Consider the following 22,811-nt stretch of genomic DNA (forward strand, 5'->3'; position numbering starts at 1 on the left):
ATCTGACGGACAAGATTTAAGCATCGTAAATGTAGCACTGCTGACTTGTTGGGTTATAGTTGTATCTGTGACTGCCGTGTCGCTTAAGTTCCCAGCTACTTTATTATTGCCTGTGGTGTATGGATTTGCAGCCCTTTTAACTGTTGCGAGCTTGTTTATACCCCATCATATATTACTGCAAAGTGTAGACGTTGAGCTTGGTTTGGTTGCTCATATATCACTTTCCTTACTTGCTTATTGTATTTTGATTATTGCAACCTTATACGGCGTACAATTTTACTTTATAGATAAACGCCTTAAGCGCAAAGACCTCGCTATTGTGCACAGTCATTTGCCTCCACTGATGGTAGTGGAGCGCCAGCTATACCAACTTCTTAATCTTGGCACTGCACTGCTTACAGTTGCGCTCGTTTGCGGATTTGTATTTCTCGATGGCATGTTTGCCAAAGAGTTTATCCATAAAACCATACTTTCGTTGGTAGCATGGGCAATTTTTGTTGTTGTCGCACTTGGCCATATGAAACAAGGCTGGCGTGGTAAACCTGTGGTCATTACCATCATGGTTGCAGCATTTACCCTCACATTGGCCTATTTTGGCAGCCGTTTTGTACAAGAAGTGGTGCTAAACAAGTTTTAACTTGACTCTAGTAGCTCACTCTAGCTTAATACCCATTGATTTATAAAAAAAGGATCCATCGTTGGACGACATATCGACAAGTACCCTGTTTATCACATTAGGATTATTGGTACTTTTTTCTGCTTATTTTTCTGGTTCAGAAACCGGGATCATGTCAATCAATCGTATACGCTTGCGACATCTTGCAAAGCAAGATCACCGCGCAGCTAAACGAGTCAGTAAGTTACTTAGCCGTCCCGATAGGCTTATAGGTCTCATTTTAATTGGTAACAACTTAGTAAATATAGCGGCGGCTCAAGTAGCCACTATTATAGGTATTCGTTTATATGGTGATTTAGGTATTGCGGTAGCAACAGGTGTGCTTACCTTAGTTGTACTTATATTTGCTGAAGTAACGCCTAAAACACTTGCAGCGCTCTATCCTGAAAAAGTAGCCTTCCCAAGCTCAGTAATTCTTAAAGGGTTACTTAAAATAATGTTCCCGTTTGTTGTAGTTGTAAACTGGCTAACTAACGGCATATTACGTTTATTTGGTATTAGTGCGGCTCAAATTGATGAGCACAGCATGAGTAAAGAAGAATTAAAAACGGTAGTTAATGAGTCAGGTGCTTTATTACCTGCTCGCCACCAGAGTATGTTGACTTCTATTTTAGATTTAGAGCAAGTCACTGTTGAAGACATTATGATCCCACGTAATGAAATTGTGGCGATTGATATAAACGACGATTGGAAAGTAATTAGCCGTCAACTAACACATGCGCAGCATACGCGTGTTTTACTGTACCGTGATAACATTGATGATGCCGTTGGTTTTATTCACTCACGTGATGCACTGCGCCTTTTAACAAAAGAGCAGTTTGACAAACCGTCGCTGTTGCGTGCCGTTCGCGAAATATACTTTATCCCTGAAGGGACGTCACTAAATACCCAGCTCTTTAAGTTTCAACAATCCAAAGAGCGAATTGGTATAGTGGTCGATGAATACGGCGATATTCAGGGATTAGTAACACTTGAAGACATTTTAGAAGAAGTGGTGGGCGACTTTACTACCACTCAAACGCGTACGCCAAGTGAAGAAGTAACTACGCAATCTGATGGCTCGTTTATTGTAGATGGTGGCGCAAACGTTCGTGACTTAAACAAAGAAATGGAATGGGACTTCCCTCTTGATGGTCCTAAAACATTGAGTGGCTTAATTGTTGAATATTTAGAAGATATCCCCGACGCAAATATCAGTTTACGTATTGCGGGTTATCCATTAGAAGTACTCGAAGTAAAAGAAAACATGATTAAGTTAGTTAAAATACAGCCTAAAAAGCGTACTCGCCAATAACAAATAAGGAGCCAATAGGCTCCTTATTCACGCTGTTTTTCGATTACGTAAATAACCGTTCCAACCAACCTTTATCAAGTTCATCCTCACATCGTTTTAATTGCGCACCATAACGGCTCGCTCTGTTTTTTACCTTGTTAGCTACGCTCATGAGCCACTTTTTTTTCTTGTAAGTGCCACGTTTATATCCACCCCAACCTTCATGATAATTGAGGTATTGAGCGTAAGCATCCCATTTAGAAATGCCGTTTACTTTATGCGTTTTATAAACAAACCATGCCATAAAGTCGATTGCATCATCAAAGTCATCTCTATCAGCTCCACTGTTCCCTGTTTCACGAACGTAATCAGCCCAAGTAGGTGTTTTGGCTTGTGAATAGCCATATGCCGAGCTTGCTCTACCTGTTGGTATGATCCACAAAAAGTATTCCATTGGTGGCGCTGCATCGTGTTTAAATGAACTTTCTTGATACATCATGCTCATGAGTACATGTTTAGGAGAGCCCCATTTATCTTGCGCGTCTTTTGCATCAAAGTACCAGTCAGGCTTTTCTTCAAAAATTTTACACAGATCGTTTGGCTGTTTAGGGGGCGCTGTAGCACACCCGGCAAGGGTAAAAGCGAGAGTGAGAGATAAAATAAGTGCTTGTTTGTTCATTTTTTGTGTTCTCACTGAACTTTTATAAAAAGTGTCGGTCGTAATAATTAATGCAGCTGTATAGCATTGTTTCATCCCTGAATAGTATTTACGCAGCCATATTAGGCTGCGTTTTTTTTGCGTGCATATTGGGTATCAGTTTTTATGAAAGTACTCATCTAAAAACATTGTAAACGACTGCGCATCTGCATCTTCTATACTACGCTGAGCTTCATTTGACTGCTCAACTTGCTGCTCAAGCCACGGCTTTAAAAACTCACTGTAGTCTGTGTTTACGTGGCTTTGCTTATACTTATTTGCTAAGTCTAAGGCAAAATGACCATTGTCTAAACCTGACTCTTTTAGTTTTGCTACATATCGCCCAGAGTAAGTAAGCGAAGGATCATTAACCCATGTGCTCATGCGCTCAATTGTTTCTGAGTAGTAACTAACGCCGTAAGCTTTATCCATCCACTTTGCAACATCTGTTAATTGAGAGAATATTTGATGACCCCAAGATTGCAGACTACGCGGAGTATTATTATCATTGAGCATCAACCCTTGCTCTCTGCCCTGATTTACCACCGCATCTAAGTTTTCAGTACTACGAGCTTGTTCTTGCCAATCCATTTGTGGTGAATCTTTTAATAAGCAATACGTTAAAAATACATCTAAAAAGTGAATTTGCTCTATATCGATACCCACTTCACTAAACGGATTTACATCTAGTGCACGAATTTCAACATACTCTATACCTGCCCTTAATAAAGCATCCGTTGGTGTCTCACCACTGTTTGCATTACGTTTAGGGCGAATTGGCGAGTAAAACTCATTTTCTATTTGAAGAATGTTTTTATTTAACTGTTTTGGCTGTTCGCTAGTGTAGTCGTCAATATCACTGTAAATATCTGATGGCGTATTGATAGCTTTTTTCAAACCGGCAACGTATTCATCAAGCGAGTTATACATAACACGCAACGACGATTGTGCACTATTTGTGTACCCTAAGTTACCTAAACGCAGAGCAGTTCCTACCTCTAAATATAAGGTGCCTTTACCTAACTTTTTAAATGGTAAATCTGTTTTTCGACCTTGCAAAAATGAGTTACACAGTGCAGGCGATGCGCCAAACATGTAACTAATAAGCCACAGCTCGCGTTTAAAGTTTCTTATCAGGGATAAATAACCATCAGATATAAAATCTTGCAAGCTCGCATTACTTTGCTTTAATGAGCGCAGAGACTTCCAAAGTGACTCTGGAAAAGAGATATTAAAATGCACACCAGCAATAGCCTGCATCATACTGCCGTATCGATTTTTAAGCCCTTCACGGTAAAGCGTCTTCATTTTACCTATATTTGAGCTACCAAACTGAGCAAGTACAATATCGTCTTGATGATTTATAAAACAAGGCATACTGATGGGCCAAAGCAGTTCATCACCCATATTTTCAAGCGTAAATTTTTGAAGGTCGCGCAGCTGCTTCAGGGTCTGTGTTGATGACTCGCTAACAGGCGTAATAAACTCGAGTAAAGACTCCGAAAAATCAGTCGTTATGTGCCCGTTAGTTAATGCACTCCCCACCCCTTTTGGATGACCTTGAGAAGAAATAGCACCGTTACTTTGAATTCTTAGCGACTCGCGTTCAATGCCACGCTTAATGCCCTTAATTGCGTTTTGGTGTTCACCAGTTGATAACGCGTTAAGCGCATTTGTTAGATCATGTGTTGTCAAAAATATTTCCTCAGGCCACGTGGCGTAATCATTCGGTTATGGGGGCTAATTACCTATTACTCAAGATTAAATTGTTAAGAACAATATAGTTTTTTCAATTAGTCCTCATATCCATGATTTGAGCATACGCTTGATATAACTATCTTCATGCAATGATGTTGTAATCTTGCCATTGCTATTCACTTTATACAATTGCTTTACGTAGCTATTTGCTAATAAAGCAGTATTAAACCAAGCTGTTCAAAAGACCTGTAATTAATAATAAACAATTCAAACTTTATTTGGTAAACATTGTTAACTAAAAAAAACTTGATACAGATCAATAAAGCATTAGATTTACCTTAAATATAAATATAAACGAGCTGTAATTTTGCTTTGTATAAATAACTGAATATACTTCAATTAATTAAAAAGGATGATAGTGAATGCAATGCACAGTAATAAAACACTAATTAATGAAGAAGTTCTCTTTGATGAGTCACAAGAGCTTGTTTCTACAACCGATCTACGAGGTGTTATTACCTACGCCAATACAGAGTTTTGCACCGTTGCGGGTTACTCAATACAAGAGCTTGTTGGCAAAAATCATAATATAGTTCGTCACCCAAATATGCCCAAAGCGGCGTTCAAAGAAATGTGGGAAACATTAAAACAAGGTCACTCTTGGCGCGGTATGGTAAAAAACCGCTGTAAAGATGGTCGCTACTATTGGGTTGACGCTTTTGTTACCCCAATTTTTGAACATGGTCAGCTCGTTGGTTATCAATCAGTAAGAACAAAGCCAAGCCAAGCGCTTAAAGATAAGGCGCAAAGCTTATACGATACACTTAATGCTAAAAAATCGTTATTTAGTATTCGTGAGCAAACAGGAGTAAGGCAAAGTATCACCATCGCGTGTGTGTTACTTTGGTTAATAAGCTCTGCGGTATTTGGCCCAATAGCCATTACTTTGCTTAACGTTATTGTTTGTGTATTAGTAGTCGCCCTAAATTACGATGAGCTTGTTGCAACCCCAAAGATATTACGTGAGCATAAAGCGAAATCAGATTCTGTTTCTCGCTATATTTACAGCGGCACCACAGCCCACAGCGTGAGTGACTTCAAAGAACAACTGCTAAATGCCAAGTTGCGTACTGTACTTGGGCGAATGAAAGATTCAACTCTTAATTTTAATAGTATTGCGACTAATTTAGACAAACAATCAACACTTACAGAGCAAGGAATTGCCTCTCAGGGAGAGCGTTTAGAACAGATTGCATCTGCGATGACACAAATGGGATCGACCATTGGCGAAATTTCAGTAAACACAGCTGAAACCGCAGATAAAGTTAATGCAACACACAGCAGTTGCTCTGAAATTAAAATACACATTGCCGATAACAGTAATATGATCTCAGATCTGGCCGTTCAAGTTGAGCATGCAGCAAGCACTGCAAGCAGTTTGGCATCAGAAGCTGATAAAATTGGTCAAGTAATGAGTGAAATAGAAGGCATTGCAGATCAAACAAACCTACTTGCACTTAACGCAGCAATAGAAGCAGCAAGGGCAGGTGAACACGGAAGAGGGTTTGCTGTCGTTGCCGATGAAGTAAGAACTTTATCGTCTCGTACACAAAGTGCTACAACACAAATTCACAGCTCAATAAAAGAAATACAAGATACCTTATTTAGCTGGTCAAAAGTGATGCAAGAGACTAAAGAACAGGCAGATAATTGTGTAAATACCACAGAAAAAACGCAAGTGGAACTGGAAGGTATTTTTTCTCAAATTAGTGAAATATCGCATTTAGCCATTCAAATATCGTCTGCAGCAGAAGAGCAACAAATGGTGAGTAACGATATCAGCAACAATGTGACTGATATTAAAGCCTTTGGCAATAACAATTTGAGTTTAAGCTTTGAAGTAGCTAAAGGTGCAGCAGAACTGGTTGAAGGCTCACGAAAAGTAAATGACCTACTTTTAACTTTTAAAGTATAAACACTATAGGTTAAAAAACCGCTTAGTTTCAGGAGATAAGCAACTAAGCGGTTTTTATAATTATTTATCGGCTAGTAAATACTAACCCATCACTGCCAGCATCAATAACAATGACACATCCCGGAATATAATCACCATTAAGTAACTTTTGCGCCAACGGATTTTCAATTGTTTGTTGAATGGCTCGTTTTAATGGACGTGCACCATACACAGGATCAAATCCACTTGCAGCAATAGTGTCGAGAGCTGCGTCGCTAATTTCTAATAAGTACCCCATCTCAGTTAAACGTTCACGTAACTTCATTAACTGAATATCAGCAATCTCTTTAATGTGCTGATTCGCTAGCGGATGAAATACCACAGTTTCGTCAATGCGGTTTATAAACTCAGGTCTGAATTCACTGATCAATACATCCATTACTTTTGATTTTAGTGTTGCGTAATCATTATTACCCGCCTGCTCTTGAATAATATCTGAACCTAAATTTGAGGTCATGATGATTACGGTATTTTTAAAATCAACAGTACGCCCTTGTCCGTCGGTTAACCTGCCGTCGTCGAGTACTTGCAATAAAATATTAAACACGTCGGGATGTGCTTTTTCTATTTCATCAAGCAATATGACCGAATATGGCTTACGACGAACAGCTTCTGTTAAGTAGCCCCCTTCTTCATATCCTACATAACCAGGAGGCGCTCCCACTAAACGAGCAACAGAATGTTTTTCCATAAATTCAGACATATCAATGCGTACCATGGCATCTTCTGTGTCAAACATAAACCCAGCAAGGGCTTTAGTCAGCTCTGTTTTACCTACGCCTGTTGGCCCTAAAAACAAAAATGAGCCAATCGGTCGGTTAGGATCAGCAAGCCCTGCTCGGGAGCGACGAATCGCATTTGACACTGCCACAACGGCCTCGTCTTGCCCTATTACTTTACTATGCAGTTTATCTTCCATTTGCAACAGTTTTTCACGTTCACCTTGCAACATGCGTGACACTGGAATACCTGTCCACCGAGAGAGTATTTCTGCAATTTCATCTTCGCCTACTTGGTTTTTAAGCAGCGTCATGTCTTGCATTTCAGCTTGTGACGCTAAATCTAACTTGCGTTCAAGCTCTGGAATACGACCATATTGCAACTCAGACATGCGCTGTAAATCACTTGCTCTGCGAGCAACGTCTAAGTCGAGTCGAGCTTGCTCAAGCTCAGCTTTAATTACTTGCGTACCTTGCAGTGATGCTTTTTCTGCATTCCAAATTTCATCGAGTTCGCGGTATTGGCCGTCAAGATCGGTTATAAGCTCTTGCATTTCACTGCGGCGCTTTTGACTCGCCTCATCTTTTTCTTTAGCGAGAGCATTATCTTCAAGTTTTAACTGAATAATGCGGCGTTCAAGCTTGTCCAATGACTCAGGCTTCGAATCAATTTGCAAACGAATAGAAGAGCCGGCTTCATCAATTAAATCTATTGCTTTATCAGGTAACTGACGGTCGCTAATATAACGATGCGATAACTGCGCGGCAGCAACAATTGCAGGGTCGGTGATTTCAACTGAGTGATGCAGTTCATAACGTTCTTTTAAACCACGCAATATTGCAATAGTGTCTTCAACTGAAGGCTCTTCGATTAATACTTTTTGAAAACGGCGCTCAAGGGCTGCATCTTTTTCTATGTATTTACGGTATTCGTCTAGTGTGGTTGCGCCTACACAATGCAGCTCGCCACGTGCGAGCGCAGGCTTAAGCATATTGCCTGCATCCATTGCGCCATCGCTTTTACCTGCACCCACAATGGTATGAATTTCATCAATAAATAAGATGACTTGGCCTTCTTCTTTTGCCAACTCGTTTAAAACCGATTTTAAACGCTCTTCAAATTCACCTCTAAATTTAGCACCAGCAACCAAGGCTCCTAAATCAAGTGACAGTACGCGTTTATTTTTTAATCCCTCTGGTACTTCACCATTAATAATACGCTGCGCTAAGCCTTCTGCTATGGCGGTTTTACCAACCCCAGGCTCGCCAATAAGTACCGGGTTGTTTTTAGTTCTGCGCTGTAATACCTGGATAGTACGGCGTATTTCGTCGTCTCGACCTATAACAGGGTCAAGCTTGCCTTGCTCTGCGCGTTCGGTTAAATCAATTGTATACTTTTCTAAAGCTTGACGCGTTTCTTCCGCATTCGGGTCGTCAACCTTTTGACCCCCACGGATTGCTTTTATGGCGCTTTCTATTTTTGTTGCAGTGATATTAAGCGATCTCAATATATCCCCAAGCGGACCTTTGTCATCGCACGCAGCAAGAACAAATAACTCACTAGAAATAAATTTATCTTTGCGCTTTTGAGCGTACTTATCACATAAATTTATAAGCGTAGCCATATTATTAGATAACTGTACATCGCCCCCAACCCCTTCAACTTTAAATAGCTTTTCTATTTCTTGGGATAACTTTGTATTAAGCTCGTCTGCACTGACACCTGTTTGAGCAAACAGTGCACGAACGCTTGAGCCGCTTTGCTGGAGCAATGCATACATTAAATGAACGGGTTCAATAAATTGATGGTCGCGACCAAGGGCCAGCGATTGCGCATCAGAAAGCGCAGATTGAAATTTACTTGTAAATCTATCTAAACGCATGGGGGTTACCTATTAAAAAATCTAATTGATTAATAAATGGGTATGTTGCACGATTTGTTCAAGATGCTAAAGAAAATATATTCGTTAAATTGTTAATTACTTGCGCCAGATCAAACTTGCCATACGCCCTGTTTGTCCATCGCGACGATAAGAAAAAAATAAATCAGGTTGAGATACAGTGCAATATTCGCCGCCAGTAATATTTTTAACGCCAAGCTGGGTTAATAAAATATGTGCAATACCATAAATATCAGCAAGATACTTATTATTTGGCTGTAAATTAAATACATCAGTAAACTGCGGGGATTGATTGTTAAATAACTCAAATACCTCGGCGCCTACCTCAAACTGTTGCGCCCCGATTGCGGGTCCAAGCCATGCGTAAATTTTATTTTTGGGCGCGGTAAAGCATTTAAGTGTATTTTGGATAATGCCTTGTTCTAACCCTCGCCAACCGCCGTGAATAGCCGCCACCTCAGTCCCATCATTACTCGCAAGCAATATAGGTAGGCAATCAGCAGTCATTATAGCCAAGGGTTGGTCAACTAAACGCGTATAGAGTGCATCGGCATCATGTAATTTATTAAAATCAAACTTCTTATCAACTGTAATTACATTTGCACTGTGTATTTGATTCAGCCAGATAGCTGGCTTTGGGAGGATATTATTGAGTACTAAGCGATTTTGTAATACATCAGCGTGGCTATCATTAACATGAAGCCCCAAATTTAAACTATTGTATGGGGCCTTTGACACACCGCCTTCACGTTTAGTACTTAAAGTACTTACACTGTGGAGGCTTTGCCATGGTGCTGATAGCAACTGCATTATCTATCGATATCTGGGTTAGCCTGTGTATCTTCACGAAGTGCTAACGTCATCTCTACCATATCATCTGGGATAGGTGCTTGCCATGTCATCATTTCGCCCGTAATTGGATGCGCAATACTTAGTTTTACTGCATGTAAGGCTTGGCGTTTAAAGCTACGAAGTAACTCAAATAACTGCGGTGTTGCACCCTTTGGTGGACGCGGACGGCCATTGTATGACTGATCGCCAATTAGCGGATGATTTAAATAAGCCATATGTACACGAATTTGGTGAGTACGGCCCGTTTCTAAACGCAAGCGTAAACGCGTATGCGCACGAAATTTTTCAGCAACACGGTAATGCGTTATAGCAGGCTTACCCATTTCATGCACTGCCATGTGAGTACGCTGTGTTGCATGGCGGCCAATTGGTTTTTCAACCATTCCACCAGCGGTCATAGTCCCGTTACAAAGCGCTTCATACTCACGAGTGAAGTTTTCGCGTTTTTGCAATGCTTTAACAAGGTGTGTTTGCGCCTGAATTGTTTTAGCAACAACCATTAAACCTGTTGTATCTTTATCTAGTCGATGAACAATACCCGCACGAGGCACATTTATTATGTCAGGGTAATGGTGCAATAATGCATTAAGCACAGTGCCATCTGGATTACCCGCACCAGGATGAACCACTAATCCCATCGGTTTATTAATAACTAAAATATGGTCATCTTCATAAACAATGTTTAAGTCGATATTTTGTGCAAGGTATTCACGCGGTGCTTCAATGGTTGTTTCAATATTTAACACTTCGCCGCCTAACAATTTTGTACGCGGTGTGTTTAATATTTCGCCATCAACGGTGATTTTATCATCCAAAATCCACGTTTTTATACGTGAACGTGAATAATCAGGGAACAATTGCGCTAATACTTGGTCTAGACGTTTACCACCTAAGTCGGTTGGAACCTCGGCTTGAAGAGAAATTTGCTCTGTCATTCGTAACTTTACCCAATTTACCAGTGCAAGCTTTGCTCGACTGGGTTAGAATCGCTTTTAATAAAAGCATAATATAATACGTATAGTTTACTCGGTTTTACCGACTTGGCCTAGCCGAAGACATCGAAGGTAACAAATAAAATGATAAATAAAATAGGGAAACGTGCATTTGCCATCGTTTTTTCAGTTTCGGTACTTAGTTTAGGTGCCTGTTCGTCAGCACCTGACCAAGAAGACATTCAACGCGTACCAAATAGATCAGCACAAGCTTTATACGAAGATGCAAAAGAAACGCTAGATTCAGGCTTATATGCCCGTGCAATTGAGCTTTTATCAGCTATTGATTCGCGCTACCCATTTGGGCCATTCTCAAAGCAAGTGCAAATGGATTTAGTGTACGCTCACTACCAGTCGGGTAACACTGAACAAGCATTAGCAACTATTGACCGCTTTATTCGTTTGAACCCAAATCATAAAGATCTAGATTACATGTATTACATGCGTGGCTTGGTAAATATTAAAGCAGACAAAAATGCGTTCCAAGAATACTTTGGTATTGATAGAGCAGACAGAGATGCTAACAGAACACGCGTTGCCTTTACTGATTTATCAACACTTGTAAAACGTTTTCCACAAAGCGGTTACGCACCTGAAGCAAAACGTCGTTTAGTATGGTTATTAAACCGTATGGCACGTTACGAGCTAAAAGTAGCCACATACTACTACGAGCGTGAAGCGTACTTAGCCGCAGCTAACCGTGGTAAGTTTGTTGTTGAACACTACTCGCAAAGTAGTTACTTGAATGCAGCACTTGATATGATGCAAAAAAGTTATGAAAAGTTAGGTTTAACCGAATTAAGCCAAAACGCAAAAAAAGCCCAAGCGCTAAATAAAAGAACACAGTAAATACAAAAAAGGCGCTTTTAAAGCGCCTTTTTACTGTCTGAGCTTTTTTAAACTTAGTTTAAATTGCGTCTTCATCTTCTTCTGCGGTACGAATACGAACTACACGCTCAACCTCAGTGACAAATATTTTACCATCACCGATTTTTCCGGTTTGCGCGGTTTTTACAATAACCTCAATAGCACGGTCAACACTTTCGTCAGCCAATACGATATCAAGCTTCACTTTCGGTAGAAAATCAACCATATACTCAGCACCACGATAAAGCTCTGTGTGGCCTTTTTGTCGACCAAAACCTTTCACCTCACTGACTGTCATACCGTTAATGCCCACTTCTGACAACGCTTCGCGTACGTCATCAAGTTTGAATGGTTTTATAATTGCTTCTATTTTTTTCATGTTAATTACTTTTTAAAGCTTTAGATGCCACGATTTTAGACAATCATAAGGTTCATAGCAAACAAAGCAATTGAATTACGGTGATAAATTAATCAGCCATGATATAATTTTGGGCATATAAGAATCGTAATATAAAAATTAGCTGTAAATGAGATCGTTATGAAAATTAAACAATCAGGATTCACACTTTTAGAATTAATGGTAACCGTCGCAATTGTTGGCATTATAGCGTCTATCGCTTTTTGGAATAGCAGCGACATGTTAGAAGAAAATCGTGCTGAAAACTTTTTACTAGAGCTGAAAAGAAATATTAGTTATGCCCGCTCACAAGCGGCAAGCACCGATGAAATAGTTGTAATATGCGCAGCGCAACACGGCGAAGTAAAAAACCAAAACGACACTATGCAATGCCGAAATAAATGGGACAAAAATAAAATTATTATTGTTTTTATCGACTCAGATAACAGTGGTAACTACAACAGCTCTACAGACTCTTTACTACGGGTAATGGAAAAAATTAGCCTAGAAGATAAAGTTAAATTTACAGGCAACTCAAAACGGTTACGTTTTAATACAAGCGGTCGAATTACAACAAACCCAGGGGAGTTTGTTTTTTGCCCTAATAATGGAACAGATAACAATAAAGCCCTTAGCGTTTCTCAATCTGGCACAGCGTTTTACTTAGGTGATAGCACAAAAACGTGCGGTTAAAAAACAACCAATTTATCTTGTCATATTTTTTTCATTTACTAAACTAAATTAACGCTTATTAATTTAGGACTTCAGGGATGAGGTTATCAATATCGAAAAGTAAAGGGATCACGCTTCTTGAACTTATGATTACACTGGCTGTTGTAAGCATAATCAGTCAAATATCTATGTGGTATTACCCAGATTTTCTAGCAAAAAACCGGCTGGAGAACCACGTTAATCTTCTGCACCGAACTATCAATTATGGTCGACTTTACGCAATTGAAAATAGTACTTACGTTACTCTTTGCTCGTTAAACGAAGGCGAGTGCTCAAAAGATGAATGGGATGGTCAAATGTCTTTGTTTATCGATCTAGATAAATCAACAACATTAGATGACGATGAATTGTTACTTAGTACCTTTGAAAGAATAAATGAGGCTGATGCGCTTGAATACCCTCGCACTGCAATTACGTTTCGCCCTGATGGCTCATTAAACGGTTTTCAAAATGGGACGTTTATTTACTGCCCAAATGAAAAAGCCAACCTAGAAGGGTTGGCTTTATCGGTAAGTCAAACGGGCAGAATACGGATTAAATCAACCGATAAATGCCAAAAAAATTAAACTCAACGGCCCCAGCAATAGTCAATATCTGAGTTACCTTTGGCACCTTTAGCGCCCTTTAAACCTGTATCGGTAATAGATAACTCCTTACAGTCGTTATCACCTTTTACAGCACCTGCAATTGGCTTTGCTTTTATAGTAAATGCATTGCCATCAACGACATCAATAGATAATTCAAAATGCCCATTTTCGGTTTTATTTTGAAGCCCTAAGTCTGCAAATGTTTCTGTGTATTCACGGTTATCTACAAAGAATTGCTCTTGTTTATTTGCCGTATCTAAAAGTGCTGCAGCAGCTTCCGCTCTTGATGCTCGTTTTACATATTCTGTGTAATTGGGCACTGCAACCGCTGCTATAATGCCAACAATAGCCACCGCTATCATCAGCTCAATCAAGGTAAATCCTCGTTGCTTATTCATTTTTATTCCTTAATTTCCAACTTCATCATTTTCTTCACGCTTATAAATATACGTTTGTTGCGTTCTAAATCCAAAGCCTAATGTATTATCAGGGTTAACAAGCTGTACTTTACCATCAACTACATTTAAACCAGGGCCTGTGATCTCAACTGGCCTCATTGGGTTTTGTGCATTTTCTCCTTTAATACCCGGCCCAATGAGATAAAATTGGCTTTCTTGTGTTACAGATAGGGTTGGGTTGTCATCGCACTTACCATCGCCATTACCATCGGCACATGAAGGGCCTTCTCCAAAGTAAAGTTGCGGTGTATCAGGTACATCATAACTGGTTGAAAATTTCAGATCATCATACACTTTTGTACCGTAATGCAGATGGAAAGCATACAATGAGCCCCCTCCGCCACTTAGTGAACATTGATTCTCTGTTGATGTTTCTGACGCTGGAGTAAAACTAGTAAAGTAAGCAACACCACCAACAACAGTTGAAGCGGCAAGTGACTTTTCACCAGTGCCTAACTCGTAACGCCAGCCATTAAATTTAGCTAAGTCTATTTCTAAATCTACAAAATCGTCCACATCATCAAGTGCATTACCAAACGGGTCTGAATTCATGAGCATTAAATCATCTGGTTTAATGGTGTCTGGTGCGTTTGTTTTAAACGTTTGTGTGACTGTGTTCTCATCTCTTATCATAAACAGTTGGTCTTGCTCGTTTGTACCGGTTGGTTTAGAGCGGTTACCACTACCAATAACTATTGCATCATACGGTGTATCCAAACGTGTAATCACTTTTTTACCGTTGATCGTCGTTTCTGATACTTTGCTGTAAATAGTACGCGCAACCAGTGGCTTGTAAAAAAAGCGCCTGTCTTCTGTTGCTTTGTTACTGCCAAGTTCTGCCAGTTTGAAATGACTAAAATCATTGGTGTTTGAGCCGGGCATATCTATACGCCACACATCACCGCCTGTATCGGCTGCGTATATTCTGTCTATGTAGCCATCATAGTCAGAGTCTAATGTAGTAATATCGGCAGCAATGCTGTGCTCGCCCTTAAACCCATTAATGCTAGGTGTCAAAGCCCATACTCTTTTACCAGTTTCAGCCTCAACAATATATATACCTCGGCCAATACCATCATTACTTCGAATAGCCTCATCTTTATTTATATCGTAGCCTGCTCCAAATATAAGTAATGGTTTATCACCAAATGCTTTAATATAGGCTATCTGTGGCTTAGACCACGACTGACCTAATTCTTTGAAATCTCCTTTACCGCCTTCAATTGGGTTATCCCACAGCTTTTTAGGCTCATCTGGGTTAGTAATATCAAGCGCATAGTAATTTTCACCACCGCGGCGCATACCTGCAAACGCCCACACTTTGTCGTCCCCGCTGGCGTCGATAATGCCATCATTTAATCCATCGCTGTTTAGGTTTTTATTACTAAAATAAACACTAATGGGTCCATCCATACCATAAACTTTTGTATCAGCTTGGTTATTCCTAAGCGGCTCAATAATGTCGTATAAGGCTGAAGGAATAAATGCCCAGCTTTCACTCACACTGGTATCAGAATCTTTAAACATATGTAAAAAGCCTGCATTAGTGCCAATTAAAACCCTGATATCATCGTTACCATAATCAATGGCTACAGGTTTTGAATGTAAAGGGTCGCCAAATATATCTTTACGCTGATCTACACTTGACCCATCACCATCTTCATCGTCTACATCTATACCCATAGCCCATTTAATATCCTTGCTCGATAAGCTAATCGGGTTATCGTCAACCAAATCAAGAATATCTGTTACAGTACTTGTATTAAACGTAATAACTTGTCCTTGATTCTCTGTGTATAAGTTACGGCTGTCTGAATCAAGATTAGTTAAATGAAGATTTACCCCACCTTGGGCCACTAAATTACCATCGGCAGCTTCACCGCTAGGTAACCAAAACGTTTTGGCACTTTCGTCAATCAGTCCATTTTCATCAAGAGCCTGGTTGCCCGTTGAGTCAACAATTTGACTGCCCGATACTTTTAATTTCTTAAGGTTACCACGCCAACGTGCACCGGTTTCAGGATAAAACATTGCAAAGTAAATAGCGTCGCGGCTTCGGGTTTGATCTACGTTATTACTTGCCACAGAAGGAGATGAAAAGCTGTCGTTTACCTCTCTAATACGAGAAATTGTATTTTTGAGTGCTTCAGACAAAGCTTCAGATGTTCGAGCTTCTAAATATTGTCCGCCACCAACAGAAGCCGCTCCCTCTAGTAGCTTAATACCGTCTTCACTCATACCTGTACCAAAACCAATGGTATACACTCTACCCGTATCTAAAACATCGCTAGTGTCTGTGTATAAATCTACCTTTGTGTTGTTGGTGCCATGAATAATTTTAGATAAAGCCACTAAATAGCTATTTGAATAGTCACCATCAACAAAAGGAATTGAGTCGTCAAATATATCATTGTGAACATTTCTTATTTGATTATCACGGCCACTATCATTCGTAGGGTCGCCATCTGTCATTAATATCAAATTTATTGAGTTGTCACACCTTAAAGGATCGCCTGAATTTTTTTTAAAGGGCGACTTATAGTTCCCGCTTGCATCTGCGCTTTTATCCCGATTATTTATACCATTTGCAAAATCGAGACTTGCACCTGTTATATAACGGTATGCCTCCCAGAGAGTCTCTGTTATTGGCGTTGAACCGCTTGCTGGCAAGTCATCAATTTCTTTTAATATATTTGATTTGCTAGCACCAGACCTTGCAAGTACATAACCTCCAGAGTTTCCGTTAAAACGCATTAAACCAAAATCAATATCATCGTTATCATTAACTAGTTGTGTGATCGCATTTTTAGCGACTAAAAGTCGGCTATCTTCACAAATAGCTTGAGCAAATCCGTTAACCGATTTGTAGCACTGCTGTGTGTAATTAAAATAAGGCTGACTTTTAAAACAATCTGATTGATAAAATTGTCCATTTTGGTAGCGACGATAACACTGCCCACCATCAGTCACATCCCAAGCCATACTGCCTGACGTATCAAATATCATTAATACTCTTGGGTTTTCATCAGTTTCTACATTATGGTTTACATATAACTCAATGTCTTCTGCACTTGCTGTTGCACTGACCGCCAAGCCAAGTAATGCCGCTAGCACTTTATTTAATTTAAAACTCATCTTAAATTCCCTTACTCATACTAGCCATTTCTTGTGCTACACCCGTCACAATTGTGAGTGAGTGCTTCGCTTTAGAACCATATTCAACAGTTGTAGCAACCTGTAACATGTTGCACGATATACCCGCGGTAAAGTTAAAACGCCTTGGGCACTCTAAATCAAGCGCTCCTTTGTTTAGGTTAATCATTTTACTTTGCATATCGCCATGTGTTGCAATCGTCATACCTTCGCCATTATCACCTGAGTGATGTGATACTTCATCCGGCGTTAAAAAAAACTGGTTTGCAGCTCCTTTATTAGCCTCATCAGAAATCATTCTTTGCACTTCACCAATCAGTTCATTTTCAGCGACTTCTCGCTCTTGCGCTGCATTTGTAATTTTAACGTCAATACTACTGCTGCTCATAAGTGTTACAGCAATACCGGTAACGGCTATAACCATGATCAATGCTGTAATAAGCACAACACCCTGCTGCTTGTTAGGTGAGTTTTTTAAATACGCCATAAGTTTGATCCAACGTTGTTTAATCGAATAGTGGTAGTAAATACGGTGCGTCTGTAACTGTCGTTAAATGTTAATTGACGCTTATTATCGTCTTCGCCCAAAGTATACGTTTGATTTTTTATTTTAAGCCCCGGATCTTCTTGTAAAGCTCTTATCAATAAGAATACTTGAACAGTTAAAATACCCTTTCGGTCTTCCCAGTCTGAATGTTCCATATCGCTGATACTTTTATAGGTATCAATGCGGCTGTCACTATTTGTGTCGAGACCAAAAACAAAACGCATATTTTCTACGCCTTCCATGATTGTCTCTGTAGAAATATTGCCGCCCACCAAGCGTTTTCTCATCAATGCGGGAACCGTAATATTTTTATTATTAACTTTATAGGTTTGCTCAGAAACATAATAAACATGGTGGCTATAAGGCCAAACAGTTGCATTAATATTTAGCGCACCAGCATTAACCACGCCGCGCACAAATTGCGCTCTTTCTTGCTCAGCAACAAAGTAATTTTGACCTGCTTGGGTTTCGTTTCCTGCAGCTCCTACTGTTAAACGATTTCCCTGTAAAAACTTAAGCTGTAAAATATCTGTACTTTTTACAGGGTTACTCACACAGTTAAGTTCTTTAGACTCTTCAGCAACCTTTGCATAAATAGTTCTAAAGTTAGTGGTAGACGCTAAATCAGGAAAACTCCCATTATTAGCCCCTTCAAAACAATCTGGTGCAGGGGTTGTTGCTGAAGCCCTTGTGGTATTACCTGCGACAAATGAGTCATCGTAGTATGTGCCCCAAAACCCAATTTGTTCTATATCTCGCTGCATAATATTAATAGCAAGACGCGCAGACTCTTGGATCTCGCCGATGGTCATGGTGTCTTTTGTGGTTACTTTCATACCAATGTAGGTAAACATAACGCCACCAAGAACTAAACCACCTATAAAAAGCGAGATCATCATTTCTACAAGGGTAAACCCTTTTTGCTTCATGCTTAGCTCCTTAAGTAAATGTAACTAGTTAAAACAACTAAACGACGCTTTTTGTCTGATTCGCCACACTTAATCGCAGCTGTTGCATCATTAGCTGTAAACTCTTGCCTACCTTGCCATGAAATAATCACTTCTAAGTTAAACGCTTTACCACCTGACCCACCAACTGCCGTTGGCGTAATACACACAGTTGCATCATCTAAGGCACCTGTGTTCTCTCGCGCTCTGATTGCTCTTTTCCATTGTTCTAAATCTAAAGCCGCCACTTGCGCTGCACTACAGCTTGCACTGAAACAAGTTTGAGACGTTGATGTGGAGGTTTCACTGTTAAATGTTTTAGCATAAAGCCCAGCTAATTGCGGTGTATCATTTGCACGAATGCGCTGAATAATGTCGTTTCCAAGCGCAACAGCTGCAGCTCGCTGCATAGAATCAAAGCTTGCTTGCTTAGCCTTAGCTTGCAAAGCAACGGCCCCCAATAAGCCAAAGCTTAAAATAATAAATGCAATGAGTACTTCAATTAGTGTGAAGCCTTTTTGAAATTTTGTTTGAGACGATTGCATACCAAAACCAAATAAAAATTATCTGATTATAAGTTTATGACATTAAAATTTAGATTCAATACTTACTAGGATGAGCGGTAGGATTTGTTGATAAACGGTTAACAACTAGGCTTTTAATATATTTTTAACTGCTTTTAACTCCCGTCGACTTACAGCTAAAGGCTCTGGGCAACCAGCAAGTTCAATAGTATGTAAACCAGCACGTTGTGTTTTTAAACACAGCAGTTTATTTTTATTAACCAGGGTGTTTCTATGAATTCTTAACAATTGAGCGGGATAAAGTAGCTCTAACTGTTTTAAACTTTGTTCAACAAAGGCTTCTCCACCTTCAAAAACCATATTCGTGTATTTTTCCTGCGCATTAAAATAGAAAATATTTTCAAGAGCTACACTTTTAGTCACCCCTGCTATCTGATAACTAATTTTAGGTGATTGCTGCTTTTGTACATGCGCTTTATTTATACGCCCTAGTTGTTCTAGTACTTTAGCTAAAGACTGCTCGGTAACCGGTTTAACTAAATACCCTGCAGCACTTAACTGCAGTGCATCCAATGCATGTTCAGGGTGAGCTGTTATAAATACTATTGCTGGCGGCAAAGCCAAGCTGTTAAGCTCATACGCAACTTGCAGGCCATTAACACCGGGCATATCAACGTCTAAGAAAATTAAATCGGGATTATACTTGTTAGCAAGCTTCAACGCTTCATTACCATTTGCCGCTTCTGCTTTTATCGTTATGCTGTTTTCATTTGCTAAAAGCCGTTTTAAGCGCATTCTAGCTAATGGTTCGTCATCAACAATTAGCACATTCATAAGCTATTCTCAATGTGCTTAGGGATAACGACTTTTACTCTGTATACGTTGTCCCTATTGGTAATAGTAAGCTGCGCTTTATTTTTATAGTAAATATTTAAACGCTGACGAATATTTTCAAGTGCCATGCCGTTATTAGGCCTAGTCTGCACTTTTGATGCTGTGATTGGGTTTGAAACAATCATAGTAATATAACCCGTGGTTATGTGCAGCTCTACATTAATGGTTGCGCCGTCTTCACTTGTTTCAACACCATGGCATACTGCATTTTCAAGCAATGGCTGGAGTGATAGACACGGTATATTCAATGCTGGTAATTCTTCTGGAATGAGCCAATTAACTTTTAATCGCTCACCAAAGCGCCATGTTTCTAAAGCAATATATTGCTTACTCAGTGTTACCTCATCGTTTAGTAGCACGCTTTTACCAGAACGCATTGCTGCTTGAGATAATGCAGCTAATGCTAAGATAGCTTGCTCTGCGGCCGCGGCATCGTGATGCGTTAATTCTGCTGCTGTATTTAAGCTGTTATATAAAAAGTGTGGACGAATTCGTGCCTGTAAAGCATCTAATTCTGCACGTGAAAGTGCCTTAGTTTGCTTTTCTTTTTCAGCATGAATAAGTAAAAACTGCACAAACAACGCAACCAAAAAAGCGACAATAATAATATTTTGCATTACAAAATAAATAAGGTGTTTAGTTGTATTAATATCAAACGCAAAGCGCGAAAATAAAACACTAAATAAGCTGGTAAATAATAAAAAAGAAACAAAAAAAAGTGAAAGTTGCAAAACATGAGAACGATTTTGCAATAAAGGTCTGGCTATATATAACGAGGACGTACTTGATAAAACGATTAAGTGTAGAAATAAGCTAATTATCCCAAGCCTAAGCCATATATCCCCCTGAGCGTGCGGAGCAAATGCTAAAACGACCGCTATAACTTGAGTGACAACAAGCGAGGCAAGTACACCTCGCTCATTAAAAAGAGCCGAAAAAAGCAGTGCATCCGATTGAAGCGACTTGCTCATGACAGCTCTCCTTGTAATCTAAATAGTTAATTTATATAGATTAACGCAGCTCCACAGGAACAGCAAATACGATATTTTCTTCTTCGCCTGGATTTTCGACAACTTGCTTACCGCCAAGTTCTTTCAAACGACTGATTACTTGTTGAACAAGCACTTCAGGCGCAGATGCACCGGCAGTCACTCCCACTGAATCAGCACTTGAAACCCATTGCTCTTGTACGTCAGTCGCATCATCAATTAAATAAGCGGTTGTGCCCATTTTATCCGCAAGTTCGCGCAATCGATTTGAGTTTGAGCTGTTTTTTGCACCGACAACTAAAAGCACATCAACTTTATCAGCTAAATCACGCACAGCATCTTGGCGATTTTGTGTTGCATAACAAATATCATCCTTGCGCGGGCCGTCAATTGCTGGAAACTTTTCTCGTAATGCGTCAATGACATCTGCGGTGTCATCAACAGAGAGCGTTGTTTGACTACAATAAAATAAATTTTCTGCATCTTTAACATTAAGCGCAATAACATCGTCAACGGTTTCAACTAAATATATACCGCCAGCATTGTTGTCGTATTGCCCCATGGTGCCTTCAACTTCAGGGTGACCATGATGACCAATAAGAATACATTCAGTCCCCTTGCGGCTTGCTCGGGTTACTTCCATATGTACTTTGGTAACAAGTGGACATGTTGCATCAAACACTTTTAGTTCTCTGCGCTTGGCTTCAGAACGAACGGCTTGCGAAACGCCATGAGCACTAAATATAACAATGCTATCGTCTGGTACTTGGTGCAATTCTTCGACAAACACAGCACCACGATTTTTTAAGCCATCTACAACATATTTGTTATGAACAACTTCATGACGCACGTAAATTGGCTTTTCAAAAATATCTAAAGCGCGCTCTACTATACTAATTGCTCTGTCAACGCCAGCACAAAAACCACGTGGGTTAGCTAATAAAATATCCATTAGCCCTCTACCTCAATAATATCCACTTCAAATGTTAAGCGCTGCCCAGATAACGGGTGATTAAAATCAATCGTAACCGACTCACCTTGCACTTCACGCACTAACCCAGGAAGTTCTGTTCCATCAGGTTGTGTAAACGCAATAATGGCACCTACTTTAGCAGGTGTCTCTGCGCCAAATTTACTACGATCAACGTAATAAATATTATCTGGATTTGGCTGACCAAATGCATCTTCAGGCTCTAATTCAAACGTTTTACTTTCGCCTGCACTTAAACCCAATAGGCACTTCTCAAAATTTGCTGTTAAGCTACCATCGCCCATTGTTAATTTTGCAGGTTTGTTATGCACTTTAGTTGAATCAGCGGCAGAGCCATCTTCAAGTTTTATAGAAAAATGAAAAATAACTTGCGAGTTCTCACCAATTACAGCTTGGCTCATGCTTTGTGCTCCTTCGGACTCTCGCCTGTAAAGGCGTCAAATAATAACAATGCCGCGCCAACGCAAATAGCACAATCAGCAAAGTTAAATACAGGAAAATGTGAGTCTTCATAAAATACGTGAATAAAGTCAATTACATAACCGTAAGCAATACGGTCGTATAAATTACCAATAGCGCCAGCAAGCACTAACGAGTAAGCACCACATAACACTTTATTAGTAGCAGGTAATCTTTTTAGCCACCACACTAATAAGGCACTTATCGCAATTGCAATTGCGCTTAAAAACCAACGTTGCCAACCACCGGCATCACTTAAAAAACTATAAGCAGCACCGTAATTATGCACATAGGTAATACTAAAAACAGGTAGTAAATTGATAGACTCGCTATAAGCCATAGTATTTACAACAAGTGTTTTGCTGGCAAAGTCTATTGCTAAAAGCAATAGACTCAACCACAACCACACTAAACCACTTTTTTGGGCTAGTTTGCTCACTAACA

General features: G+C 39.7%; 22 protein-coding genes. 6 read left to right on the forward strand and 16 right to left on the reverse strand.

From position 1 onward, the window contains the following. Together ATS71_RS02900 and ATS71_RS02905 are read left to right on the forward strand one after the other, a co-directional pair. On the forward strand, positions 1-637 hold a 637-nt coding region (locus ATS71_RS02900; protein ID WP_058403559.1), incomplete at its 5' end, for a cytochrome C assembly family protein. Positions 638-698: 61 nt separating this feature from the next. Next, positions 699-1,970 carry an HlyC/CorC family transporter gene (locus ATS71_RS02905; RefSeq protein WP_152995619.1) on the forward strand — a complete coding sequence of 424 codons (1,272 nt, stop codon included), beginning with the start codon at positions 699-701 and terminating at the stop codon, positions 1,968-1,970. A 43-nt stretch (positions 1,971-2,013) separates the two neighbouring features. On the opposite strand, the gene ATS71_RS02910 is transcribed toward ATS71_RS02905, so the two are convergent. Then, complete coding sequence (locus ATS71_RS02910; RefSeq protein WP_058403561.1) at positions 2,014-2,628, reverse strand: transglycosylase SLT domain-containing protein; 615 nt, start codon at positions 2,626-2,628, stop codon at positions 2,014-2,016. A 135-nt stretch (positions 2,629-2,763) separates the two neighbouring features. Continuing rightward, positions 2,764-4,341: a glutamate--cysteine ligase gene (gene gshA / locus ATS71_RS02915; RefSeq protein ID WP_058403462.1), complete on the reverse strand. Its 1,578-nt coding sequence runs from the start codon at positions 4,339-4,341 to the stop codon at positions 2,764-2,766. 430 nt (positions 4,342-4,771) lie between these two features. Between gshA and ATS71_RS02920 the strand changes: the two genes are divergently transcribed. Then, positions 4,772-6,319 carry a methyl-accepting chemotaxis protein gene (locus ATS71_RS02920; protein WP_058403562.1) on the forward strand — a complete coding sequence of 516 codons (1,548 nt, stop codon included), beginning with the start codon at positions 4,772-4,774 and terminating at the stop codon, positions 6,317-6,319. A gap of 64 nt (positions 6,320-6,383) precedes the next feature. Here ATS71_RS02920 and clpB read toward each other — a convergent pair whose 3' ends face one another. From clpB to rluD, 3 genes are all read right to left on the reverse strand, one after another. Further along, positions 6,384-8,960 (reverse strand): ATP-dependent chaperone ClpB, encoded by a 2,577-nt coding sequence (gene clpB, locus ATS71_RS02925; protein ID WP_058403463.1) that lies wholly within the window; start codon positions 8,958-8,960, stop codon positions 6,384-6,386. A gap of 96 nt (positions 8,961-9,056) precedes the next feature. Beyond that, complete coding sequence (pgeF, locus tag ATS71_RS02930) at positions 9,057-9,788, reverse strand: peptidoglycan editing factor PgeF (protein ID WP_058403464.1); 732 nt, start codon at positions 9,786-9,788, stop codon at positions 9,057-9,059. Continuing rightward, entirely contained in the window at positions 9,788-10,765 is a 978-nt protein-coding gene (gene rluD, locus ATS71_RS02935) for a 23S rRNA pseudouridine(1911/1915/1917) synthase RluD (RefSeq protein WP_058403465.1), read from the reverse strand. Before rluD ends, pgeF begins: the two co-directional genes overlap by 1 nt. 141 nt (positions 10,766-10,906) lie before the next feature. Between rluD and ATS71_RS02940 the strand changes: the two genes are divergently transcribed. After that, positions 10,907-11,671, forward strand: coding sequence for an outer membrane protein assembly factor BamD (locus ATS71_RS02940; RefSeq protein WP_006792791.1), 765 nt, complete (start codon positions 10,907-10,909; stop codon positions 11,669-11,671). 58 nt (positions 11,672-11,729) lie between these two features. Here ATS71_RS02940 and glnB read toward each other — a convergent pair whose 3' ends face one another. Next, positions 11,730-12,068, reverse strand: a complete 339-nt coding sequence (gene glnB / locus ATS71_RS02945; protein WP_006792790.1) for a nitrogen regulatory protein P-II — start codon at positions 12,066-12,068, stop codon at positions 11,730-11,732. A 159-nt stretch (positions 12,069-12,227) separates the two neighbouring features. On the opposite strand from glnB, the gene ATS71_RS02950 reads away from it, so the two are divergent. Continuing rightward, positions 12,228-12,779, forward strand: coding sequence for a GspH/FimT family pseudopilin (locus ATS71_RS02950; protein ID WP_058403466.1), 552 nt, complete (start codon positions 12,228-12,230; stop codon positions 12,777-12,779). A gap of 77 nt (positions 12,780-12,856) precedes the next feature. Beyond that, complete coding sequence (locus tag ATS71_RS02955) at positions 12,857-13,384, forward strand: GspH/FimT family pseudopilin (RefSeq protein WP_058403467.1); 528 nt, start codon at positions 12,857-12,859, stop codon at positions 13,382-13,384. 2 nt (positions 13,385-13,386) lie between these two features. Here the strand turns inward: ATS71_RS02955 and ATS71_RS02960 are convergent, their stop codons facing one another. The 10 genes from ATS71_RS02960 to lspA form a co-directional block, all read right to left on the reverse strand. Then, positions 13,387-13,803 (reverse strand): type IV pilin protein, encoded by a 417-nt coding sequence (locus ATS71_RS02960; protein ID WP_058403468.1) that lies wholly within the window; start codon positions 13,801-13,803, stop codon positions 13,387-13,389. Between the two features lie 9 nt (positions 13,804-13,812). After that, positions 13,813-16,998 carry a pilus assembly protein gene (locus ATS71_RS02965; protein ID WP_058403469.1) on the reverse strand — a complete coding sequence of 1,062 codons (3,186 nt, stop codon included), beginning with the start codon at positions 16,996-16,998 and terminating at the stop codon, positions 13,813-13,815. Between the two features lies 1 nt (position 16,999). After that, positions 17,000-17,503 (reverse strand): hypothetical protein, encoded by a 504-nt coding sequence (locus ATS71_RS02970; RefSeq protein ID WP_058403470.1) that lies wholly within the window; start codon positions 17,501-17,503, stop codon positions 17,000-17,002. Next, positions 17,491-18,492, reverse strand: a complete 1,002-nt coding sequence (locus tag ATS71_RS02975) for a PilW family protein (protein WP_058403471.1) — start codon at positions 18,490-18,492, stop codon at positions 17,491-17,493. The genes ATS71_RS02970 and ATS71_RS02975 overlap by 13 nt, the downstream gene beginning before the upstream one ends. Before the next feature lie 2 nt (positions 18,493-18,494). Next, the gene (gene pilV / locus ATS71_RS02980) at positions 18,495-19,055 is read right to left on the reverse strand and encodes a type IV pilus modification protein PilV (protein WP_058403472.1); all 561 of its coding nucleotides are present in this window, start codon (positions 19,053-19,055) and stop codon (positions 18,495-18,497) included. 105 nt (positions 19,056-19,160) lie between these two features. Continuing rightward, complete coding sequence (locus ATS71_RS02985) at positions 19,161-19,868, reverse strand: LytR/AlgR family response regulator transcription factor (protein WP_058403473.1); 708 nt, start codon at positions 19,866-19,868, stop codon at positions 19,161-19,163. Then, a complete protein-coding gene (locus ATS71_RS02990) occupies positions 19,865-20,899 on the reverse strand; it encodes a sensor histidine kinase (RefSeq protein ID WP_058403474.1) in 1,035 nt (344 codons plus the stop codon). Before ATS71_RS02990 ends, ATS71_RS02985 begins: the two co-directional genes overlap by 4 nt. Before the next feature lie 40 nt (positions 20,900-20,939). Then, complete coding sequence (ispH, locus tag ATS71_RS02995; RefSeq protein WP_058403475.1) at positions 20,940-21,869, reverse strand: 4-hydroxy-3-methylbut-2-enyl diphosphate reductase; 930 nt, start codon at positions 21,867-21,869, stop codon at positions 20,940-20,942. Next, positions 21,869-22,309 carry an FKBP-type peptidyl-prolyl cis-trans isomerase gene (fkpB, locus tag ATS71_RS03000; RefSeq protein ID WP_006792779.1) on the reverse strand — a complete coding sequence of 147 codons (441 nt, stop codon included), beginning with the start codon at positions 22,307-22,309 and terminating at the stop codon, positions 21,869-21,871. Before fkpB ends, ispH begins: the two co-directional genes overlap by 1 nt. After that, a complete protein-coding gene (lspA, locus tag ATS71_RS03005; RefSeq protein WP_010555931.1) occupies positions 22,306-22,806 on the reverse strand; it encodes a signal peptidase II in 501 nt (166 codons plus the stop codon). The genes fkpB and lspA overlap by 4 nt, the downstream gene beginning before the upstream one ends. Positions 22,807-22,811: the final 5 nt, after the last annotated feature.

Source organism: Pseudoalteromonas sp. H71, assembly GCF_001468485.1.
Lineage (GTDB): Bacteria > Pseudomonadota > Gammaproteobacteria > Enterobacterales > Alteromonadaceae > Pseudoalteromonas.